This is a genomic window from Janthinobacterium rivuli, from assembly GCF_029690045.1.
GTDB classification, from domain to species: domain Bacteria; phylum Pseudomonadota; class Gammaproteobacteria; order Burkholderiales; family Burkholderiaceae_D; genus Janthinobacterium; species Janthinobacterium rivuli.
On record NZ_CP121464.1, the window covers coordinates 1,954,069 to 1,974,197 of the forward strand.

At 60.0% G+C, this 20,129-nt stretch carries 21 protein-coding genes; 11 read left to right on the forward strand and 10 right to left on the reverse strand.

The genetic code is table 11. The features are described from left to right. Positions 1-361: 361 nt before the first annotated feature. On the reverse strand, positions 362-1,576 hold the full coding sequence (locus P9875_RS08865; protein ID WP_278318157.1) for a tyrosine-type recombinase/integrase: 1,215 nt from the start codon (positions 1,574-1,576) through the stop codon (positions 362-364). Positions 1,577-2,324: 748 nt separating this feature from the next. Here P9875_RS08865 and P9875_RS08870 point away from each other — a divergent pair. Genes P9875_RS08870 through P9875_RS08885 form a run of 4 tightly spaced genes read left to right on the forward strand, consistent with a single transcriptional unit; the run spans position 2,325 to position 3,937 of the window. Then, complete coding sequence (locus P9875_RS08870; RefSeq protein WP_034751548.1) at positions 2,325-2,696, forward strand: hypothetical protein; 372 nt, start codon at positions 2,325-2,327, stop codon at positions 2,694-2,696. 10 nt (positions 2,697-2,706) lie between these two features. Next, positions 2,707-2,895 carry a DUF1653 domain-containing protein gene (locus P9875_RS08875; protein ID WP_034782199.1) on the forward strand — a complete coding sequence of 63 codons (189 nt, stop codon included), beginning with the start codon at positions 2,707-2,709 and terminating at the stop codon, positions 2,893-2,895. A 32-nt stretch (positions 2,896-2,927) separates the two neighbouring features. Continuing rightward, a complete protein-coding gene (locus P9875_RS08880; protein ID WP_176390383.1) occupies positions 2,928-3,398 on the forward strand; it encodes a CreA family protein in 471 nt (156 codons plus the stop codon). A gap of 11 nt (positions 3,399-3,409) precedes the next feature. Then, positions 3,410-3,937, forward strand: coding sequence for a hypothetical protein (locus tag P9875_RS08885; protein ID WP_278318159.1), 528 nt, complete (start codon positions 3,410-3,412; stop codon positions 3,935-3,937). Between the two features lie 63 nt (positions 3,938-4,000). Here the strand turns inward: P9875_RS08885 and P9875_RS08890 are convergent, their stop codons facing one another. Further along, entirely contained in the window at positions 4,001-5,494 is a 1,494-nt protein-coding gene (locus tag P9875_RS08890) for a leucyl aminopeptidase (RefSeq protein WP_219312960.1), read from the reverse strand. Between the two features lie 67 nt (positions 5,495-5,561). Between P9875_RS08890 and lptF the strand changes: the two genes are divergently transcribed. The 4 genes from lptF to P9875_RS08910 are packed head-to-tail and all read left to right on the forward strand — an operon-like array spanning position 5,562 to position 9,245. Next, a complete protein-coding gene (lptF, locus tag P9875_RS08895) occupies positions 5,562-6,707 on the forward strand; it encodes an LPS export ABC transporter permease LptF (protein WP_278318160.1) in 1,146 nt (381 codons plus the stop codon). Further along, positions 6,704-7,873, forward strand: coding sequence for an LPS export ABC transporter permease LptG (gene lptG, locus P9875_RS08900; RefSeq protein WP_035825911.1), 1,170 nt, complete (start codon positions 6,704-6,706; stop codon positions 7,871-7,873). Before lptF ends, lptG begins: the two co-directional genes overlap by 4 nt. Next, positions 7,873-8,280, forward strand: a complete 408-nt coding sequence (locus tag P9875_RS08905; protein ID WP_099401049.1) for a sirohydrochlorin chelatase — start codon at positions 7,873-7,875, stop codon at positions 8,278-8,280. The genes lptG and P9875_RS08905 overlap by 1 nt, the downstream gene beginning before the upstream one ends. Then, positions 8,277-9,245 (forward strand): stealth family protein, encoded by a 969-nt coding sequence (locus P9875_RS08910; protein ID WP_278318161.1) that lies wholly within the window; start codon positions 8,277-8,279, stop codon positions 9,243-9,245. The genes P9875_RS08905 and P9875_RS08910 overlap by 4 nt, the downstream gene beginning before the upstream one ends. Here the strand turns inward: P9875_RS08910 and P9875_RS08915 are convergent. From P9875_RS08915 to P9875_RS08950, 8 genes are all read right to left on the reverse strand, one after another. Beyond that, positions 9,242-9,892 (reverse strand): hypothetical protein, encoded by a 651-nt coding sequence (locus P9875_RS08915; RefSeq protein ID WP_278318162.1) that lies wholly within the window; start codon positions 9,890-9,892, stop codon positions 9,242-9,244. The genes P9875_RS08910 and P9875_RS08915 overlap by 4 nt on opposite strands. Before the next feature lie 246 nt (positions 9,893-10,138). Beyond that, positions 10,139-10,903, reverse strand: coding sequence for a uroporphyrinogen-III C-methyltransferase (gene cobA, locus P9875_RS08920; protein ID WP_278318163.1), 765 nt, complete (start codon positions 10,901-10,903; stop codon positions 10,139-10,141). 28 nt (positions 10,904-10,931) lie between these two features. Next, the gene (locus tag P9875_RS08925; protein WP_099401052.1) at positions 10,932-12,248 is read right to left on the reverse strand and encodes a sulfate adenylyltransferase subunit 1; all 1,317 of its coding nucleotides are present in this window, start codon (positions 12,246-12,248) and stop codon (positions 10,932-10,934) included. Beyond that, positions 12,248-13,159: a sulfate adenylyltransferase subunit CysD gene (gene cysD, locus P9875_RS08930; protein ID WP_034782216.1), complete on the reverse strand. Its 912-nt coding sequence runs from the start codon at positions 13,157-13,159 to the stop codon at positions 12,248-12,250. Before cysD ends, P9875_RS08925 begins: the two co-directional genes overlap by 1 nt. Before the next feature lie 39 nt (positions 13,160-13,198). Continuing rightward, entirely contained in the window at positions 13,199-13,915 is a 717-nt protein-coding gene (locus P9875_RS08935; protein ID WP_278318164.1) for a phosphoadenylyl-sulfate reductase, read from the reverse strand. A gap of 9 nt (positions 13,916-13,924) precedes the next feature. Continuing rightward, positions 13,925-14,485, reverse strand: coding sequence for a DUF934 domain-containing protein (locus P9875_RS08940; protein WP_225243245.1), 561 nt, complete (start codon positions 14,483-14,485; stop codon positions 13,925-13,927). Further along, positions 14,478-16,166 carry a nitrite/sulfite reductase gene (locus P9875_RS08945; RefSeq protein WP_219312946.1) on the reverse strand — a complete coding sequence of 563 codons (1,689 nt, stop codon included), beginning with the start codon at positions 16,164-16,166 and terminating at the stop codon, positions 14,478-14,480. The genes P9875_RS08940 and P9875_RS08945 overlap by 8 nt, the downstream gene beginning before the upstream one ends. 80 nt (positions 16,167-16,246) lie before the next feature. Then, positions 16,247-17,020: a sulfite exporter TauE/SafE family protein gene (locus tag P9875_RS08950; RefSeq protein ID WP_034782225.1), complete on the reverse strand. Its 774-nt coding sequence runs from the start codon at positions 17,018-17,020 to the stop codon at positions 16,247-16,249. A gap of 160 nt (positions 17,021-17,180) precedes the next feature. Between P9875_RS08950 and P9875_RS08955 the strand changes: the two genes are divergently transcribed. The 3 genes from P9875_RS08955 (at position 17,181) to P9875_RS08965 (ending at position 20,092) form a co-directional block, all read left to right on the forward strand. Continuing rightward, positions 17,181-18,122: a CysB family HTH-type transcriptional regulator gene (locus tag P9875_RS08955; RefSeq protein ID WP_035825933.1), complete on the forward strand. Its 942-nt coding sequence runs from the start codon at positions 17,181-17,183 to the stop codon at positions 18,120-18,122. A gap of 62 nt (positions 18,123-18,184) precedes the next feature. After that, positions 18,185-18,835, forward strand: a complete 651-nt coding sequence (locus P9875_RS08960; protein WP_099401054.1) for a class I SAM-dependent methyltransferase — start codon at positions 18,185-18,187, stop codon at positions 18,833-18,835. A 309-nt stretch (positions 18,836-19,144) separates the two neighbouring features. Continuing rightward, the gene (locus P9875_RS08965) at positions 19,145-20,092 is read left to right on the forward strand and encodes a porin (protein WP_099401055.1); all 948 of its coding nucleotides are present in this window, start codon (positions 19,145-19,147) and stop codon (positions 20,090-20,092) included. The last annotated feature ends 37 nt before the right edge of the window (positions 20,093-20,129 follow it).

Below are 20,129 nucleotides of genomic sequence, written 5' to 3' on the forward strand. Positions count from 1 at the left end.
TTGTTGGCCTGTGGCATACTAAAAAGCAGGATGTTTGATTTGATTAAAAATCCAGTTTGATGTGCTTCTGCTTAGCAATGGATGAGAATTTCTATCTCTGTCCATTGTTTGGCAGCCTTCCGGTCTTGTCGAGGTGGGCTTCGACCAATCGTAATCGGGCGTATGCGCGCTGTTTCCTTTCTAGTCCAAGTGCGCTGTGTGTGGCTGTTCAGTAGCTAGTCTGTGACTTCGGTGTTTAAGTTAGTGTCGGGCTTCGGTAGCGAGGATGATGACATGATTTTCGCTCTTCGTGAATTTCCTACTTCCTGCGTAAGCAGGTCATGGAGTTTTTCGTGACCACCTACATCTATATAGTTGCCTTCTATATAGTTGGGGTCAAGGTTAGGAGAAAATCAGCCCACTTTTGCAGGGCAAGGCGCTTCTCTGGGATTTCCTCGCGGACATCGTAAATGCCGGATACACCACCGATAGCGTGGCTTAGCGCTCGTTCTGTATCGAATTCCGAAATGCCCAGGTTTCGCATGTGGCCCTTGGCTGTAGATCGGGTGTCATGTGGGGTGAATTTAGTAATCTTCAGTCGTCCCGTATCGAATGCGCGTGTGATAGCTGCCCAGAGGGTGCGCGTGGTGATGGGCTGACCTAGCTTGCGTGTGACGCGTGCAGGTAGGACGTAAGGAGAGTTGCCAGCCAATTCATGTAGTCGACGGAACCATGCTACAACTGGCGGAGTCAGTGGGACGAGAAAGCCTGTGCGAGTCTTGGTTAGTTCGTTGGGGACGAACCAGCTTCCATTTTCAAGGTCGATGTTCTTCCATTGGGCTGTGACAAGCTCGTTCGTCCTGACGCATGTGGCAAGCAAGATGCGTAGGGCTAATCCGTTTTCTGTGCCGAGTGTGTCTATCGTGGCAAGGAGGGTGCGTAGGTCGTCTTCGGACAGCATCACGCGTTTCTTGATGGGAGGGCGAGGGCCAAGCAGAGAGGTAAGGCTGACCCCGGCGCAGGGGTTTATTGCTATGATGTGTAGTCCTGCTGCGTGATCGAACAGCTTTGATGCGGTGGTGAGTACGCGTTTGGAGATAGTCCATGTATTGTCCGCGTCGCGAAGCATTTGTACAATTTCCTGTCCGGTAACATCGGGTACTGGGCGTGAGCCAAGCTTCGGAATGATGACATTGTTTAAATCAGCGTTGCGGTAGTAGAGTGTGCTGGCGGCAAAGGAGGCTGGGGTGAGTCGTTTTACTCTATAGTCTTCAGCAAGGCGCTTGATTGACCACTCAGGTGTGGATTCCTTCTGCTTCCTGCTTGCCTTTTCTTGGGCTGGGTCTGCGCCTCCGTCAATTGCTGCTCGGTGGGCGCTGGCAAGTCTGCGTGCGTCGGATAATGTAATGTCAGGGTAGTTGCCGAGTGTCAATTCTCGGCGCTTCTTGTTCTGGTAGTAGCGCAATGTCCACGATGCAGTGCCAGCGTTCGAAAGCGTGAAGGTCAAGCCATCACCGTCAGACTTGGCTACTGGAGCGCCTTGCTTCTTCCATTGGCGAAGTTGGATGTCAGTTAGGGTGTGTGTGTTTTTTGCCATAGCTACCTATTCTACTGGCTGGCTACCTATCTAGCTACCCGAAAATGCTGCGCTGCTGTGTCTATTTATGAATTGCGGTGACACAAGTCGGGTGCCTCTATAGAGGGAAGTGGGACATTTTTGACTATCTGAAAATTACCGTGAAGCATGAATGAAAATCGCAGGTGGCGAGTTTCATGGGAAAAATCCTTGCTTGAATAGGTGGCGATAGGCGCGAATCTTACCGCATGCGTGTCGATGGCGTCCTGCACCGCTTGCCCGGTATGGGCTTTAATGACTGGCCGCGAAAAAAGAGGAGGGATAAAATATTTATACTTAACCAATCGTGGCGCATGAATATTATGTTTTTGTGTATCATTGATCAACCCCTATGTTTGATTTGGCATAAGTGGCTGGCGCGGCAGGATGCGTCCCGCCGTTTAACGCGACAAAGGTGTAAAGTTTCTCGCTAAAACGCGATAAAAACTACTAAAATGGCACCGTGTAACAACTGTGTCATACGGCTTTGTTACAGCCAAGTGAAGAACCGAACAGGAAGCAGTTGTAATTAGTTGTAATTGCTATTCCGATTACATGACCACTGTGCCGGGGACGGAGTGTCAATTCCGTCTCTGGCACCGCCAGACTTGTTATATAAATTGCAGTACTATATCTATGAGACTGTTTTGCGACATCAATAGATGGTACTATTTTGAAATGTTGCAGTTTTAATAGTGAGACTTGCGCGTAGCATTTGCAAAGGAAGAAAATGCGAACTGCATTTGAAGCGTGGGCGCAGCGTGACGGCCACATTGTGCGGCGAAGAGAAGATAAACCGGATGAGTACCTGATTTTCGAGACCCAGCGCCGCTGGGTTATCTGGCAGGCTGCTCTGACGCATGGCAAGACGGCTGCCAAGCCGCGCGTGAGCGCGGCCGAGAAGGCGGCGAAAGCCCAGCGCGCGCTGGAAATGTCTTCCGATGAAGCGACCGTGCGCAACAAGGTGCTCAATGAGGTGCTCGACGCCTTCAGCGGCGCCGATGGCGCGGCCGGCATGGAAGGCATACTGAAAGTAATCCAGGGCCTGAAGCAGAAGCAGAAGGCACTGGCCGACGACAAGAGCGAAGATTCAACGGCTTGAGGGGACGGCGATGCGTTATCGGCACTATAAAGGCGGCATTTACGAACTGGTGTGCGAAGCCACGCTGGAAGCGGATCTGACGCCGATGATCGTCTATCGCGCCGCCGACGGTTCCATCTGGACCCGGCCGAAAGACGTGTTCTTTCAACTGATCGAAGTCGAAGGCGTCATGGTCCAGCGTTTCGCTCCCATCAACTGATGGCCGCCTGCGTGCGTGCCCGGGATTCTTTCATGCGTCAATTGCTGCCTGCCGCTCTGGTGCTGGGCTTTGCCTGCGCCGCGGCGCATGCCGAAACCATCGGTTCGGTCGATACGGTATTTAAACTGATCGGCCCTGACCACAAGATCGTCGTCGAAGCGTATGACGACCCGCGCGTCGCTGGCGTCAGCTGCTACCTGTCGCGCGCCAAGACCGGCGGCATCAAGGGCGCCGTCGGTCTGGCCGAAGACAAGGCCGATGCATCCGTGGCCTGCCGCCAGGTGGGGCCGCTGCAATTCAAGGGCAAGCTGCCGCGCCAGGAAGAAGTGTTTACCGAGCGCGCCTCGATCTTCTTCAAGCACGTGCGCGTCGTGCGCATGGTCGACAGCAAGCGCAATGCGCTGGTCTACCTCGTGTATTCCGACCGCCTGATCGAAGGCAGTCCGAAAAACAGCGTCACCGCCGTCGCCGTGCCCGGCGACCAGCCGATTCCCGTCCGTTAAGCGAGCTTCCCATGCGCGTGCCATCGTCTGCTGCCCTTGCCGCCAGGACGCTGCTGCTGTTTGGCCTGGGCGGCTGCGCCACCCTGACGGGCAACACCGAGCAAATGGTGCTGGTGCAAACCATCCAGGACAACCGCGAGCTGACGGGCGCCGGCTGCATCCTCAGCAACGACGTGGGCAAGTGGTTCGTCACTACACCCGGCCGCATCACTATCCGCAAGAGCCAGGAACCGTTGAAGGTCGATTGCCGCAAGCACGGTTCACCCGCCATCGCGACGGACGACCATATCGACCCCAAGCTCAATGGCAGCGTCTGGGGCAATGTCATCCTGACCCTGGGCGTAGGCTATTTTGTCGACCGTAACACGGGCGCCGGCTTTGACTATCCATCGATTCTGACCATCGTCATGCAAGACCCCGCGCGCCTGGCGCCGCCGTCCGCGCCCGTCGCCGCGAAGCCGCAGCCGGCCGCCGTGCCGGAAACGGTGGTGCAGCCCAAGGTGGCGCCGTCGCCTTTGCCCAATCCCGTCGTCTACTGATTACTACACACGAAAAAAAGCCGCCAGGGTCAGTGACCATGGCGGCTGTCTTCTTGCGTTATCTTACACGCGGTTGATCAGGAACGTCGTCAGCAGGGGAACTGGACGACCGGTCGCGCCTTTTGCGCCGCCCGATTTCCATGCCGTGCCAGCGATGTCCAGATGCGCCCAGGTGTACTTCTTGGTGAAGTTTTCCAGGAAGGCCGCTGCCGTCACCGAACCGCCGCCTGGCGTGCCGATGTTGGCCAGGTCGGCGAAGTTCGACTTCAGCTGCTCGTTGTACGCTTCTTCGATCGGCATGCGCCATGCCGTGTCGCTCGACTGCTTGCCCGCTGCCAGCAATTCGTTGGCCAGCTGGTCATGCGCCGCATCGCTGCGCGTAAACAGGCCGCTGTTGTGGTGGCCCAGGGCGACCACGCAAGCGCCCGTCAGTGTGGCGATATCGACCACGGCTGCCGGCTTGAAGCGTTCGGCGTAGGTCAGCGCGTCGCACAGCACCAGACGGCCTTCGGCGTCCGTGTTCAGCACTTCGATGGTCAGGCCATTCATGGAGGTGACGATGTCGCCCGGCTTGGTGGCGCGGCCCGACGGCATGTTTTCGCAGGCGGCGATGACGCCGATGACGTTCAGCTTCAGGTTCATTTCGCCGATGGCGCGGAAGGTGCCCAGCACCGAGGCGGCGCCGCACATGTCGTACTTCATTTCATCCATGCCAGGACCGGCCTTGATCGAAATGCCGCCCGTGTCGAAGGTGATGCCCTTGCCGACCAGGACGACTGGCGCATCCTTGGCCTTGCCGCCCATGTGCTTCAGGACGATGAATTTCGGCGGCTGCTCGCTGCCGTTGGTGACGGACAGGAAGCTGCCCATTTTCAGCGCTTCGAGCTGTTTGCGGTCCAGTACTTCGACTTCGAACTTGTAATCCTTGGCCAGCTGCTTGGCCGTGTTGGCCAGGTAGGTCGGATTGGCGACGTTCGCCGGCAGGTCGCCCAGCTTGCGCGTCAGGTCGGAACCGTTGGCGATGGCGATGGCTTGCGCCAGCGCGCCGCGCGTCGCTGCTGTTGCGGGAGCGGCCAGGACGATCTTGCGCACGCCGGCTGGCGCCGGATCTTTTTTGCTTTTTTGCGAGTCGCAGCGGTATTCGCTGTCGTGGGCGGCTTGCACCACGCAACGGATTGCCCAATTTACGTCGCGCTCTTTCACTTCAGCCAGCGGTAATGCGATAATGGCGTCCGCAGCGCCCAGCGAGCCGAAGGCCTTCAGTGCAGCTTGTACGCCGGTCGTGAAGCTTTTTTCGCTGACAGTATCATCGCTGCCCATGCCTACCAGCAGAACACGTTCGGCGGCGACGCCATCGACTGCGCGCAGCAGCAAGGTGCTGCCAGGCTTGCCGCTGATGTCGCCGGACTTCAGCGCAGCCGAAATCGCACCCTTGCTGTCCAGCGATTTTGCCGCTGGCGACAGTTTTTTGTTTTCGAATACCGCAACCGCGATGCATCCGCTTTTGGCCGTGCCGAGGGTGCTCTTGGTATCGAATGCTTTTATGCTAAAGTCCATTTGGTTCTCCGTTTTCATTTACTAGTAACGTGTTACTCAACTAACTGACCCGAATTATAAACTCCGAATGATCTTTCAACGCGCCCTTCGACGTGAATTGGCTAGTGCCGCCGGGGCCACCTTCACAGTTTTGTTCAGCATCCTGCTCACCTGGATGCTGATCGGTATTCTCGGCAAGGCGGCGGGCGGCAAGATCGCGTCGTCCGACGTCATGTCGCTGATGGTTTTTTCCGCCCTGATGCAGCTGCCCACCATCATCATCCTCACCGGTTTCATTTCGGTGCTGATGGTTGTCACGCGCAGCTACAAGGAGTCGGAGATGGTGGTGTGGTTCGCCTCCGGCCTGAGCCTGTCGCGCTGGATCTGGCCCGTGCTCAGTTTCGGCCTGCCGCTGGTGCTGGCTACCGGCGTCCTGAGCCTGTACGCCACGCCGTGGGCGCAAAAGAAAAGCGATGAGTATGTAGCGCGCTTTGAAAAGCGCGAAGACCTGCAGAAAGTCACGCCGGGCCAGTTCCGCGAATCGGCCGGCAGCAACCGCATCTTCTTTGTCGAGGGCGTCAGCGGCGAAAAGACCGTTGTGCAAAACGTCTTCGTCAATACCGTCGATGAAAAAGGCAGCGCCGTCGTCGTCGTCGCCAAGGAAGGCGTGATCAATACCGACGCCAAGGGCGAACGCTTCCTGGTGCTCAAGAGCGGCCGCCGCTACCAGGGCGTGCCGATGCAAGCGGACTTCCAGACCATGGAGTTCGAACAGTACATCATGCGCATCGAGAGCAAGCAGCAGGAGCTGGGCGCGGAACTGGGCGTGCGCGCCATGAGCACCATGGCGCTGGTCGCCAATGCGAATCCCTACACCATGGCCGAATTGCTGTGGCGGGTCAGCGCGCCCCTGATCGGCCTGATGCTGATCCTGCTGGCCATTCCGCTGGGCTTTGTCAATCCGCGTGCCGGCAGTTCGACCAACCTGATTATCGCCTTGCTGATTTTCTTTACGTACAGCAACCTGATCAAGGTCATCGAAGCGAGCGTGAAGCAGGGCCGCCTGAGCTTTGGCCTGGCTTGGTGGCCGTTGCACCTGCTGGCGGCGCTGGCCGTGGTGGCGCTGTTCGCTTGGCGCCTGAATGTGAACCACCGCTATCATCCGCTGGTCCTGCTGGCGGCTTTCAAGCGCGCGCGCCGCGCCGGCAAACCAAGTAAAGCGGCATCGAAATGAAGATTTTACAGCGCTATTTTGCGGTCTCGATATTCCAGGCGGTGCTGTTCGTGCTGCTCGCTTTTTTGGCACTGCAAGCCTTCATCGACCTGACGGGCGAGCTGCCCAAGGTGGGCCGCAACGGCTATACCATCCAGTACGCCTTCCTGTATGTGCTGGTACTGGTGCCTGGTCATGTGTACGAGGTGATGCCGATCGCGGCGCTGATCGGCACCATTTATACGATGGCGCAGTTTGCCGCCAGTTCCGAATTTACCATCATGCGCGCATCGAGCATGTCGACGGCGATGGCGGCCGGTTTCCTGTTCCGCATCGGTATCGTCTTCGTCGTCATCACCTTCATCTTCGGCGAGTTGATCACGCCGCGCACGGAACCGCTGGCCGAACGCCTCAAGCTGACGTCGCGCGGCGCGGCCGTGTCGAGCGAGTTTCGCTCGGGCCTGTGGACCAAGGACATGGTCAAGAGCGAGGGCCTGACGGGCACCGTCACTGGCTCGCGCTTCTTCAATGTCGGCGAAGCGCGTCCGGACGGCCAGCTGAAAAACGTCAAGCTGTATGAGTTCGACACCGACATGCGCTTGCGCACCCTGACCGTGGCCAAGGGCGCGACGTATCAGGGCAATAATATCTGGCGCCTGACCGAGGTGACGGAAACCTCGTTCTCGAACAGCGCGGCCACTTCGCCCGGCTTCGAGCCGAAGCTGTCGAACTACTATGGACAGGAAACGAGCCTGGTGCACACGGTGCAAAGCGCCAGCAAGGACATGACGTCGGAAGTGACGCCGAAGATCCTGACGGTGTCGGCGTCCGATCCGGAGCGCATGTCGGCCAGCGAACTGGCCGTGTACACGCGCCACCTGGCCGAGAACAAGCAGGAAACGGAGCGCTTCCGCATCGCCTTCTGGAAAAAGCTGATCGATCCGCTGGCCATTTTCGTGCTGATGGCGCTGGCGCTGCCGTTCGCCTACATGCATACGCGCAGCGGCGGCATCAGCCTGAAGATCTTCATCGGCATCATGATCGGCGTCAGTTTCATGCTGGTCAACACGCTGTTCTCGCACCTTGGACTGCTCAGCACCTGGCCGGCCTTCCTGACGGCGGTGGCGCCGAGCGCGCTGTACCTGCTGCTGGCGCTGGGCGCCCTGTGGTGGGTGGAGCGGCACTGATGGAGACGAACGTGAAACAGGCACTGATCTTGTTTGCCCATGGCGCGCGCGCCGCATCGTGGGCCGCGCCTTTCGAGCGCCTGCGCGACCTGACCCAGGCGCGCATGCCTGCCACCAGCGTGCACCTGGCCTTCCTGGAGCTGATGACGCCGCGCCTGCCCGAACTGGTGGCGACCCTGCTGGCCGAGCTGCCCGCCGGCGCCATCCTGGACGTCACCGTGGTGCCGGTGTTCCTGGGGCAGGGCGGGCATGTGCTGCGCGACTTGCCGCTGTTGCTGGAAGAACTGCGCCAGCAGCATCCGGCACTGCGCCTGAAGGTGGTCGAGGCGGTGGGCGAGAACGCCAGCGTGCTCGCCGCCATCGCCGATTACTGCGTGGCGGCGCCAGGCTCCAGCATTCTCCCTTGAGCGGCATCGACATCGTCTACCTGTGGGTGGACGGCGCCGATCCCGCCTGGCGCACGCGCCGGCAGCGCGCTTATGCCGCCTGGGCGCAGGCGCATCCCGGCCAGCTGGCCCTGCATGGCAACGTGGCGGGGCGCTACCGCGACAACGGCGAACTGCGCTACAACCTGCGCGCGCTCGAGCGCTTCTTCCCCGGCCACGGCCACATCTACCTGCTGACGGACCGGCAAGTGCCCGACTGGCTGCGCGCCTCACCGCGCCTGACGGTGATCGACCATGCGAGCCTGATGCCCGCTGCATCCCTGCCGGTGTTCGACTCGGGCCATATCGAATCGTATCTGCACCATATTCCGGGCCTGTCCGAACGCTTCCTGTATCTGAACGACGACGTATTTTTCGGCGCGCCGTTCGAGCCCGCGTTCTGGTTCGGGGAGGAAGGGGAGGGGTGTTTGAGTGTGTTCACGGAGAGCGCGCTGCACGATGATCTGCAGGACTTGCGCGCCGATGTGGCCGCGCCAGCCAACTGCGCCACGTTGTCGCGGCAATGGCTGTCGGCGCAGTACGCCGGATACCTGCATGAACCGCGCCTGTATGCGCATGCGCCGCGCCCCATGCTGAAAAGCGCGCTGCATGCATTGGAAGGGCTGGCGCCGGCCATGTTTGCCGGCGTGCGCGCGACGGTGTTCCGCTCGTGGCAGGTGCCGGCATTGCTGCCCGACCTGGTGCCGCGCTGGATGGTGCATCAGGGGATTGCGCGCTCGCGCATGCTCGACCCGCTGCATATCGCCAGCGGCGATGTGCAGGCGCCGCGGCAGCTGGAGGAACTGGCGGCGCGTTTCGGCAGCTTGCCGTTTTTCTGCATCAACGATACCTGCGACGAGGCGGATGATGACGACCCGCGCCTGCTGCGCGTGGCCGCCACCTTGCAGCGGCTGCTGCCGCTGCCATCATCATTTGAAGGCGCTTAAGCCGATTTCTTCTTCGGCGCCAGGCTGATACGGGCGGCGGCCGAGCTGTCGGACAGTGAAGCGAGGAACAGCAGCAAATAGGCGCCCAGTTCGAAGACTTCTTCGCCGAGCAGCGCGTAAGCGTCCGGCATGCCATGGAAGACCTTCTTGTCGAACGGCCAGCCAGCCACCATCAGCAAGCCGCCGATGGCCGTCAGGATGGTGATGCGCATGCTGAAAATCAGGCCGGCATGGGCGAAGACCTTGCGCGCGCGCGGCGCGAAGAAGATCAGCAAGCGTATCAGGATCAGCAATTCCAGCACGCGCAGGGCTTTTTCCAGTTGCGCCCACGCGGGCGCCGTGCCGAACTGGTCGATATCGAGTTCGCGCAGCAGAAAGCCGAACAGCAGTGCGCACAAGCCTGCGTGCATGAGGAAGCGCAGCGACTGGCGGTCAGTCTCTTGCCAGGCGCGCACGCCGTGCACGGTGCAGGCGAGGGCCAGGAACAGCGCCTGCAGCCACTCCAGCAAATGGTTTTCGTCGTCGATATTCGGAAACACTGTCCACAGGGCGATGGAGGCGAGCATGCTGAGCAGCACAGCGCTGGCGACGCCGACATTGCTGCGGCTGAGCGAAGTCAGGGCTTCGCGCACGGAGGTGAAATTCATGTGTGATCGTAAGGCTAAAGTTGCGCGGCGCGGTATTGCAGCCTGCGGGCGCAGCTTTTTTCGGGGAGATTGCCAGTGCTTCCCGTCAGCCGGGAAACCGCATGGCAAGCGCTATGGCGGGGCGAAGCGTGAATTTATTGCTATCACGCAACAACTTCTCGAGAAAAGATGCGTCAGCATCGTATCATGTTTCCTCTGAAGACGTCGGTTACTGACTTTAAAGTCGGTAAAATACGCTGTGTTTAATCAGGCATGGCGCGCCAGAAGAGCGGCCGTTTTGTCGATGGCCTGATGCGCGCGCGCGGCCATGGCGTCGCCCAGCATCACCAGCACGGGGCCGTGGGTATCGCCCAGGCCACGCGCCAGGGCGCTCAGCGGCAGGCGCACGATGTGCTGGTCCGGGCGGCTGCAGTTTTCAATCACCACCACCGGGGTATCGGCGCGGCGGCCTTGCGCCAGCAGGCGCTGCGCCGTGGCGATGGCTTCGCGGCCACCCATGTATTGCACCAGGGTATCGCAGTCGGGAATGCGCGTCTGGTCAGGTTCGCCTGGCGCCGTGCTGGAAGTAAAGAAGGCGACGCTGCGCGACACGCCCCGCTTGGTCAGCGGCTGCTGCGTGGCCGCTGCCGCCGCCAGGGCCGTGGTGATGCCGGGCACCACTTCCACTTCGATGCCCGCCTCTTCCAGCGCGCGCAATTCCTCGTCGGCGCGGCCGAACAGCATGGGGTCGCCCCCTTTCAGTCGCACGACGACGGCGTGCTTGCGCGCGTTGTCTACTAATTGCTTGTTGATGAACGCCTGCGCCGTCGACAACTGGCCGCAGCGCTTGCCGACCAGGATTTTTTGCGCTTGCGGGCACAACTCCAGCATCTCTTCGGTGACCAGCGCGTCGTGCAGCACGACGTCCGCTTGCGCCAGCAGGCGCGCGCCGCGCAAGGTCATCAGGTCTTGCGCGCCGGGGCCGGCGCCGATCAGGTAGACCTTGCCGGGGAGAGATGGGGAGCTGTTCATGTGGCTGCCTTTCCTGGACGATGCGGGGTTAGAGGCGAACCATGCCGGCCGCGACCGTCTGGTGGGTGACTTCATCGATCAGGATGAAGGCACCGGTGGCGCGGATATCGGCATACGCGTCGGCCGCCAGCGCCTGCTGCACGTTCAGGCTGATGCGGGCGATATCGTTCAGCTTGAGGCCTTCGGCTGGATGGCGCTGCTGCGTATTGATGTCGAGGATCGATTCGATCGCCGTCACCTTGGCCGCCGTCTGCTTGGTGCCGTGCTTGATCCAGTACTTGCGGCGCAGGTCCAGCGCATCTTCCGATAGCCAGCACACGTCGGCCACCACTGTTTTCAGCAGGGTGGCAGGGCGCTCGCTGCTCGCCAGCAAGTCGCCGCGCGAAATGTCGAGGTATTCATTGAGCAGCAGGGTCACGGACTGGCCCACCACGGCGGTGCTCAGCGAGCCGTCCAGGGTGACGATATCCTTGACGGTGGCCGTCTGGCCCGATGGCTGCACCACGAGGGTGTCGCCGATGCTGACCTTGCCCGCCTCGATGCGGCCCATGTAGCCGCGGAAGTCGTTCGCTTCGTGGCCGTTGTGGCGCGCCACCAGCTGCACCGGGAAGCGGAAAGGCGTGTCGTGCGATTCGTCGTAGACGGACAAGGACTCAAGCAGCTCGATCAAAGTCGGGCCCGTGTACCAGCCCAGCTTGTCGCCGCGCTCGACGACGTTGTCGCCGGTGAGTGCCGAAAGGGGGATTGGCGTGATGTCCTTCAGGCCCAGCGACTGGGCGAATTCGCGGTAGGCCGCGACGATACGGTTGTATACCGTTTCATCGTAGTCGACGAGGTCCATCTTGTTGACGGCGACGACCACGTGCTCGATCTGCAGCAAGTGGGCGATCGTCGAATGGCGTTTGGTCTGGATCAGCAATTCCACGCTGCCGTCGTCGCCGAGTTTAACTTTCGACACGTCGATCAGGATGATGACGGCGTCAGCCGTGGAGGCGCCCGTGACCATGTTGCGCGTGTATTGCTCGTGGCCCGGCGTATCGGCGATGATGAATTTGCGTTTCGGCGTGGCAAAGTAACGGTAGGCCACGTCGATGGTGATGCCTTGCTCGCGTTCCGCTTCCAGGCCGTCCGTCAGCAGCGACAGGTCGACCGTGTCGCCCACCGTGCGCTTGTGCTTGGAGCGCGACATGGCGTCGAGCTGGTCGGCGAAGATGCCCTTGCTGTCGAACAGTAAACGGCCGATCAGGGTGCTCTTGCCGTCATCGACGGAACCGGCCGTAATAAAACGCAACATGCCGCGCTCTAAACTGTCGGTGGAGGTGGTGTTCTGGAGTGCTGCGTTCATTAGAAATACCCTGCTTTCTTGCGTTTTTCCATCGAGGCTTCGGAAGTCTGGTCATCCATGCGGGTGGCGCCACGTTCCGTGATTTGCGTGATTGCCGTCTCGGCGATGATGGCGTCGACCGTCGCCGCGTCGGACGATACGGGGCAGGTGCACGAGATATCGCCCACCGTGCGGAAGCGCACGACTTGCGTTTCCACGGTCTCTCCTTCGCGCGGCGGCGTCAGATCCGTCAGCGGCACCAATAAACCGTTGCGCGGGATCACCTGGCGCTCGTGCGCGAAGTAGATCGGCGGCAATTCCAGTTGTTCGCGGGCGATGTATTGCCACACGTCCAGTTCGGTCCAGTTCGAGATCGGGAAGACGCGCATGTTTTCACCAGGATGCACGCGGGTGTTATACAGGTCCCACAGTTCCGGACGCTGGGCTTTCGGGTCCCAGGCGCCGAATTCGTCGCGGAACGAGAAGATGCGTTCCTTGGCGCGGGCTTTTTCTTCGTCGCGGCGCGCTCCGCCGATGCAGGCGTCAAAACCGTGTTCGGCGATGGTTTCCAGTAAGGTCACGGCCTGCGCCGCATTGCGCGAATCCGTGGCCGGGTTGCGCAGGCGCACGGTGCCGCGCTTGATCGAGTCTTCCACGGAGCCGACGATCAGGCGTTCGCCCAGTTCCGCCACTTTCTTGTCACGGAAGGTGATGACTTCCGGGAAGTTGTGGCCCGTGTCGATATGCACGAGGGGGAATGGAAACTTGCCTGGGCGGAAGGCTTTCTCGGCCAAACGCAGCAGGACGACGGAATCCTTGCCGCCGGAAAACAGCAGCGCGGGGTTGGCCGATTCGGCCGCCACTTCGCGCATGATGTGGATGGCTTCCGATTCAAGGCTGTCGAGGTGACGCTGGTTCAAAATATTGCTCATATGGGTGCTTTCTTGTTCTGCTGAGTCTGTTGTGTCTGTTCAGGCTGCCACGGATTTGATGCGTATCAACTTACCGTCCACCATGTGCAGGCCGCATTCCTTCGAATCCGGGTTTTCCCACCACCAGCGTCCGGCACGCACATCTTCGCCCGGCTGCACGGCCCGCGTACACGGTTCGCAGCCGATCGACGGGTAGCCTTGGTCATGCAATGCGTTGTAGGGCACGTCGTTGGCGCGGATGTAGGCCCATACGTCTTCTTCCGACCAGTCGGCCAGCGGATTGAATTTCGTCATCGCGTGCGCGGCGTCGTCTTCCTGCACGTGCAATTCGGCGCGCGTGGTGGACTGGGCGCGGCGCTGTCCCGTCACCCAGGCCTTGTTGCCAGCCAAGGCGCGGCCCAGGGGCTCGACCTTGCGGATGCGGCAGCATTCGCGGCGCATCTCGACGCTGTTGTAGAACGCGTTCAGGCCATTTTGTTCCACGTAGGCGGCGACGGCTTCCGGCTGCGGGCGGTACAGGGTGATGTCGTGGTCGTAACGGGTCTTGACCTTGTCGAGCACGGCCAGGGTTTCCTGGTGCAGCCGGCCTGTTTCCAGGGAAAAGATGCCGATGGGCAGCTTCGCCTTGAGTATCATGTGGGTCAGCACCATGTCTTCGGCTGCCAGGCTGGACGCGAACACGGCTGGCGAAAAATCCGCGGCGATACGTGTCAGCGTTTGCTCGGTGGCGTCAATCAAAGAAGTCAAATCGCTCATGATGGGTCCTCAGATGCCGGCCGCGTTGTCGAGGTCAGGATTCTGGCCTTCGCGCTGGTGGCGGCGGAACAGCGGCGACTTCTGATCCCACGATGCCTGGTAGGTTTCCGAAAAGACCGACAATCCTTTCAGGGCGTCGTGGATGCTGCGATCCGGGCGCGTCGCATACGCGTCAAAGCCGACCCGGTGCATGGAAAACAGCTGGTCGCGCAGCACGTCGCCAATCGCCCGCAATTCACCCTGGAAACCGAGGCGGGCGCGCAGGTTGAAGGCGATGGAATAGCCGCGGCCATCCGTGAATTTCGGGAAGTCCACGCCGATGACGGGCAGTTGCGCCACGTCGGCAGCCAACTCTTCCGGGCGCTCGTCGCTGGCCAGCCACACGCCGATGTCGGGCAGGCGGGCGGTCAGGGTCTCGCGCTGGGCTTGCCATACGGGCAGCGGCACGATGACCTTGCCGGCAGGCACGACCACCGTTTCCGGCGTGTCGGTTTCATCGAGGCGCAGCAAGCCCCAGGTATTTGGCACCACGGCGGCGTTCTTGATGATTTCTTCGCGTACTTCAAACATATTCGTCTTCTCCCACCAGGTTGCCGACCGTGATCGGCGTTGCATATACGTGTTCCTTGAACGGCGCCACGCCCAGGCGCTGGGCCGTGTCGACGAAGCGCTCGCCTTCGTGGCGGTCGCGCACGTAGACGTGCAGCAGGCGGCCGATGACTTCAGGCATCTGCAGGGAAGAGAACGAGGGTCCGATGATCTTGCCGATGGCCGCGTTGTTGCCTTGCGCGCCGCCGATCGACACTTGATACCATTCGCTGCCATCCTTGTCGACGCCGAGAATGCCGATGCTGCCCACGTGATGGTGGCCGCAGGCATTGATGCAGCCGGAAATGTTCAGTTCGATCTCGCCGATGTCGTGCTGGAAGTCGATGCTGTCGAAACGTTCCGCGATGGCGGCCGCGATCGGCAAGGACTTGGCGTTGGCCAGCGAGCAGAAATCGCCACCGGGGCAGCAGATCATGTCCGTCAGCAAACCGATGTTCGGCGTGGCCAGGCCGTGCGCCTTGGCTTCCTGCCACAGTGTGAATAGTTTCGACTGTTCCACGTCGGCCAGCACCAGGTTTTGCTCGTGCGTCACGCGCAGTTCGCCAAAGCTGTAGCGGTCGGCCAGATCGGCCACGAAGTCGATCTGCTCGGCCGTCGCGTCGCCGGGCGGCACGCCCGTTTTCTTCAGGGACAGCACCACGGCCACGTAGCCGGGACGCTGGTGCGGCTTGACGTTGCGCGCCAGCCAGTTCACATACGCCTTGTTGTCCGCGTGTTCCGTTTTGTAGTCGAGTTCCGGCAGGGCCAGGTAAGCAGGCGGATTGAAGAAGTCCGCCACGCGCTGCATTTCTTCGGCCGTCAGGGTTTCCGGACCATCTTTCAAGTCGACCCATTCCGCTTCCACCTGGCGCGTGAATTCTTCCACGCCGATGGCTTTCAGCAGGATCTTGATGCGCGCCTTGTATTTGTTGTCGCGGCGACCGTGCAAGTTGTACACGCGCATGATCGCCTGGATGTACGTCAGCAAATGTTGCCACGGCAAGAAGTCGCGCACGACGCTGCCCAGGATCGGCGTGCGGCCCATGCCGCCGCCGGCCATCACCTTGAAGCCCACTTCGCCAGCGGCGTTGCGCACGGCCGTCAAGCCGATGTCGTGCACGGCGATGGCGGCGCGGTCTTCCTCGGCGCCATTGATGGCGACCTTGAATTTACGGGGAAGGGCGATGAACTCGGGGTGGAAGGTGCTCCACTGGCGCAACACTTCCGCGTACGGGCGCGGATCGATGATTTCATCGGCCGCCACGCCGGCGAACGGGTCCGATGTTGTATTACGGATACAGTTGCCGGACGTCTGGATCGCGTGCATTTCCACGGACGCCAGGTCCGTCAGGATATCGGGCGTTTGTTCCAGCTCGATCCAGTTGAACTGGATATTCTGGCGCGTCGTGAAGTGGCCATAGCCGCGGTCATACTTGCGCGCGATGTGCGCGAACATGCGCATCTGCGTCGACGACAGCAAGCCATACGGCACGGCGATGCGCAGCATGTAGGCGTGGCGTTGCATGTACAGGCCGTTTTGCAGGCGCAGCGGAATGAATTCCTCTTCCGTCAGTTCATTGGCGATACGGCGCGCAACCTGGTCTCGGTACTGGGCGATGCGTTCTTTGATGATGAGGTGGTCGTACTGATCGTAATGGTACATATCAATTCCTAAAAAAGCCGGGGTGCTGGAAGATTGCCTGGGATTATGTTCTTGATACTGCTCTTGTCGCTCGTTCGGTATTAATAGATTAGCTTTACTGCCACGCCGGTCAAGGTCATCGCCAGCAGCACTCGTAAAAACTTTTCCGGCACGGAGCGGGCCACCCAGGAACCGAGCGTGATGCCGGGCAGGGAGCCGACCAGCAAGGAGGCCAGCAATTCCCAATGGATGGAGCCGAGCCACCAGTGGCCCAGGGCGGCGATGGCCGTCAGGGGCACGGCGTAGGCGATGTCGGTGCCCGCCACTTCCGCCGAGCTCATGCGTGGATACAGCATCACTAGCAGGGTCGCACCGATGGCGCCGGCGCCGATCGACGAGACCGTCACCAGCACGCCCAGCACGGCGCCGGAAATAATGGTCGCGGCGGCAAGCTTATTACCTTGCAATTGTTTCTCAGGGTGCGCGTTGATCCAGGCCAGCATGCGGCCCTTGAAAATCAGTGCCACGACGGTCAGCAGCACGGAGCCGGCGATCGAGTAGCGGATGATCTGGCCGATTTCCGGCGACAGGGTGCCGAACGATTTCAGCGCCAGGGTCGCGATGACGGCGGCGGGCAGGGCGCCGATGCACAGGCGCTTGACGATATCCCAGCGGATGGTGCCGCGCAGGCGGTGCGTCAGGGTGCCAGCGCTCTTGGTGATCGAGGCAAAAGCCAGGTCGGTACCCACGGCCACGGAAGGCGGCACGCCAAACAGCAGGGTTAACAGCGGCGTCATCAGCGATCCGCCGCCCACGCCGGTCATTCCTACGAGTAATCCTACGGCAAATCCTGAGACTATATAAGACAAAGTCATGCTTGCACCCCCAAAGTACCCGCAATAGTAATAAACTTAGTGTTTATTCCAAACTACTAAGTACGCATTTGCTTATATGCGATATGCGTATATGCATGAACGCAAAATCATGGGTGGGGCGGAAACTCGGCAAATCACGGCAATCTAGGGCAAACCAGCAATGAATCTCCATCAACTGCGCTTCGTGCGCGAAGCGGTCCGGCAGAATTACAACCTGACGGACGCCGCCAAGGCCTTGTTTACGTCGCAACCTGGCGTATCGAAAGCCATCATCGAGCTGGAGGAAGAACTGGGCGTGGATATTTTTACGCGCCATGGCAAGCGCATCCGCGGTTTGACGGAGCCAGGCCGCCTGGTGCTGGAGTCGGTCGAGCTGGTCATGCAGGAAATCGACAGCATGAAGCGCATCGGCAAGGAATTCGCGGCGCAGGACAGCGGCAGCTTTACCATTGCCACCACGCACACGCAGGCGCGCTACACCCTGCCCAAGGTGGTGCAAGCTTTCATGCTGAAGTTCCCGAAGGTAAGATTGTCTTTGCTGCAAGGAAATCCGCGCCAGATCGCCGAGATGGTGCAGCGCGACCAGGCCGATCTGGCCATCGCCACGGAATCGATCGCCGCCATCGATGGCCTGATTACCTTGCCATGTTATCAGTGGGAGCACGTGGTGGTGGTGCCGGTCGACCATCCGCTGCTCAAGTCGAAGTCCGTGACCCTGGAAGAAATCGCCGCCTTCCCCCTGATTACCTATGACAGCGCGTTCGCCGGACGCAACAAGATCGACCATGCTTTTGTGCTGCGCGGCCTGAAACCGGACATCTTGCTCGAAGCCATTGATGCGGACGTGATCAAGACTTATGTCGAGTTGGGCATGGGGATTGGTATCATAGCGGGTATGGCCTTCGATGCCGAGCGCGACAAAGGCTTGCGCGCCATCCCTGTCGGCCACCTGTTCGGCATGAATGTGTCGCGCGTGGCCGTCAAGCAAGGCGCGTATTTGCGCAGCTATATTTATACCTTTATCGAGTTGCTGACGCCGACCCTGAACCGCAAGCTCATCGAGCAGGCGATGAGCGGTGATAAAGAGCACTACGAACTATAAACAATGCAGGAAGTCGGCCGGGCGAGTTGCCTGGCCAAGATTATTTAAGAAGAGAAGAAACAATGATTACCGATCAGCTTGCCAAATATTACGCCACCATCGCGCAGCAGTACGAGCGCGTCTATGCCAAGCCCGAACGCCAGGAAGACCTGGAAGTGTTGCGCGACAAGGTCGCCGACGTGCTGGAAGGCCACACCGTGCTGGAACTGGCTTGCGGCACCGGCTACTGGACGGAAGTGGTCGCCGAGTCTGCCGACTCCGTGCTGGCCACCGATGTCAACGATGAAATGCTGGCGCTGGCCCAGTCGCGCGGCTTGCCGGACAACGTCAGTTTCGCCAAGCTCGACGCCTTTAACTTGCCCGACGATCTGCTGGGCAAGTTCACGGCCGTGTTCGCCGGTTTCTGGTGGTCGCACGTTAAGCGCGAAGACCAGGATAAATACCTGAAGCAATTGCGCAGCAAGCTGGGCAAGGACATCATGCTGGTGTTGATCGACAATTCCTATGTCGATGGCAGCAGCACTGTTATCGCGCGTACCGACCTGGAAGGCAACACCCACCAGTTCCGCACGACGGATGGGGGCGAGCGCTATGAAGTGCTGAAGAATTTCCCATCGGACAGCCACCTGCGCAAGAAGTTTGCTCACTCGGCCCGTGAAATCCGCATGAAGCGCCTGGAATACTACTGGCTGCTGAGCTGCCGCCTGAAATAAAGCTGATCTGTCTATATGGTAGGTCGGATTAGCGGCGCAGCCGCGTAATCCGACACCGCCGTCTTGCCAACAATGTTGTCGGATTACGCGTGGCCTTGCCACGCTAATCCGACCTACGGTAAATAGGCCTTGCCGCCGCATGAGCCGCCCTCGGGCGGTTTTTTTTCGCCTGTTGTTTTTATCTGACAAGATGTTGTGCCAAAAAACAACATCTTGTCGATGTCATATTGTTGAAGTATTTGGTGGGCATGATTCGGTTCAGCAGCTGAGCAGCACCATTCTTGTCCAACCTAATGTAGAGAATCTCAAGTGAAAAAAATTACTCTGGCAGCATTGATCATCGGCACCTTCGCAGCAGCTACGGCACAAGCACAATCGAACGTCACCGTGTATGGCCTGGTTGACCTCGGTATTGCCAAGACCACTGGCCAGCCGACGGTACAACGTGAAAACAACGCGTCGCGCCTCGGTTTCAAGGGTACGGAAGATCTGGGTGGCGGCCTGTCCGCAATTTTCAACCTGGAAAGTGAATTCCTGGCTGACACCGGCGCGCAAAAAGGCGTGTTGTTCGACCGTCAAGCTTACGTGGGCTTGAAAGGCGCGTTTGGTACCGCCATCCTGGGCCGCACCAAGAACCTGGTCGATGGCACCATCGCCCGCGTCGATCCATTCAACACCTATGGCGTGGTCGGCAAGAACAATGAAACCCTGCTGCGTTCGGGCGTCGGCTCGTCGCGCGTCAACAACGCCGTGACCTACAACAGCCCAAGCTTTGACGGTTTCGTGGGCAGCCTGCAATACGTGCTGAGCGAAGTCAACAGCGCTGACGCGGGCGTGATTGGCCTGGCAACCTACGACAACGGCCCGATCAGCTTGCACGCCGGCTACGAAAAAGCCGTACAAGCAACGGCAACGGCCGCCAAGCCTGACCTGTGGTCCATCGGTGGCGGCTATAAATTCGGCCCGGCCAAGATCACGGCCGCCTACTCGAAGGGCGACACCAAGGTAGCTGCCAACGGCGAATTCAAGTCCTACCTGATCGGCCTGAACTACACGGTTGGCGGCGGCGATGCCAAAGTGTCGTATGGCAAGCAAGAGCAAAGCAACAACAAGGTCAAGGATCAGGACACCATCAAGGAATTCGGCGTCGGCTACGACTACCACCTGTCGAAGCGTACCGACGTGTACGCTTACGCTGGCCGCGAGCGCGTCAAGTCGCTGACCTCGTACCAGATCGGTCTGGCACACAAGTTCTAAGCAGTATTCGATGTGACGAAGTAGAAGGCGCCTGCGG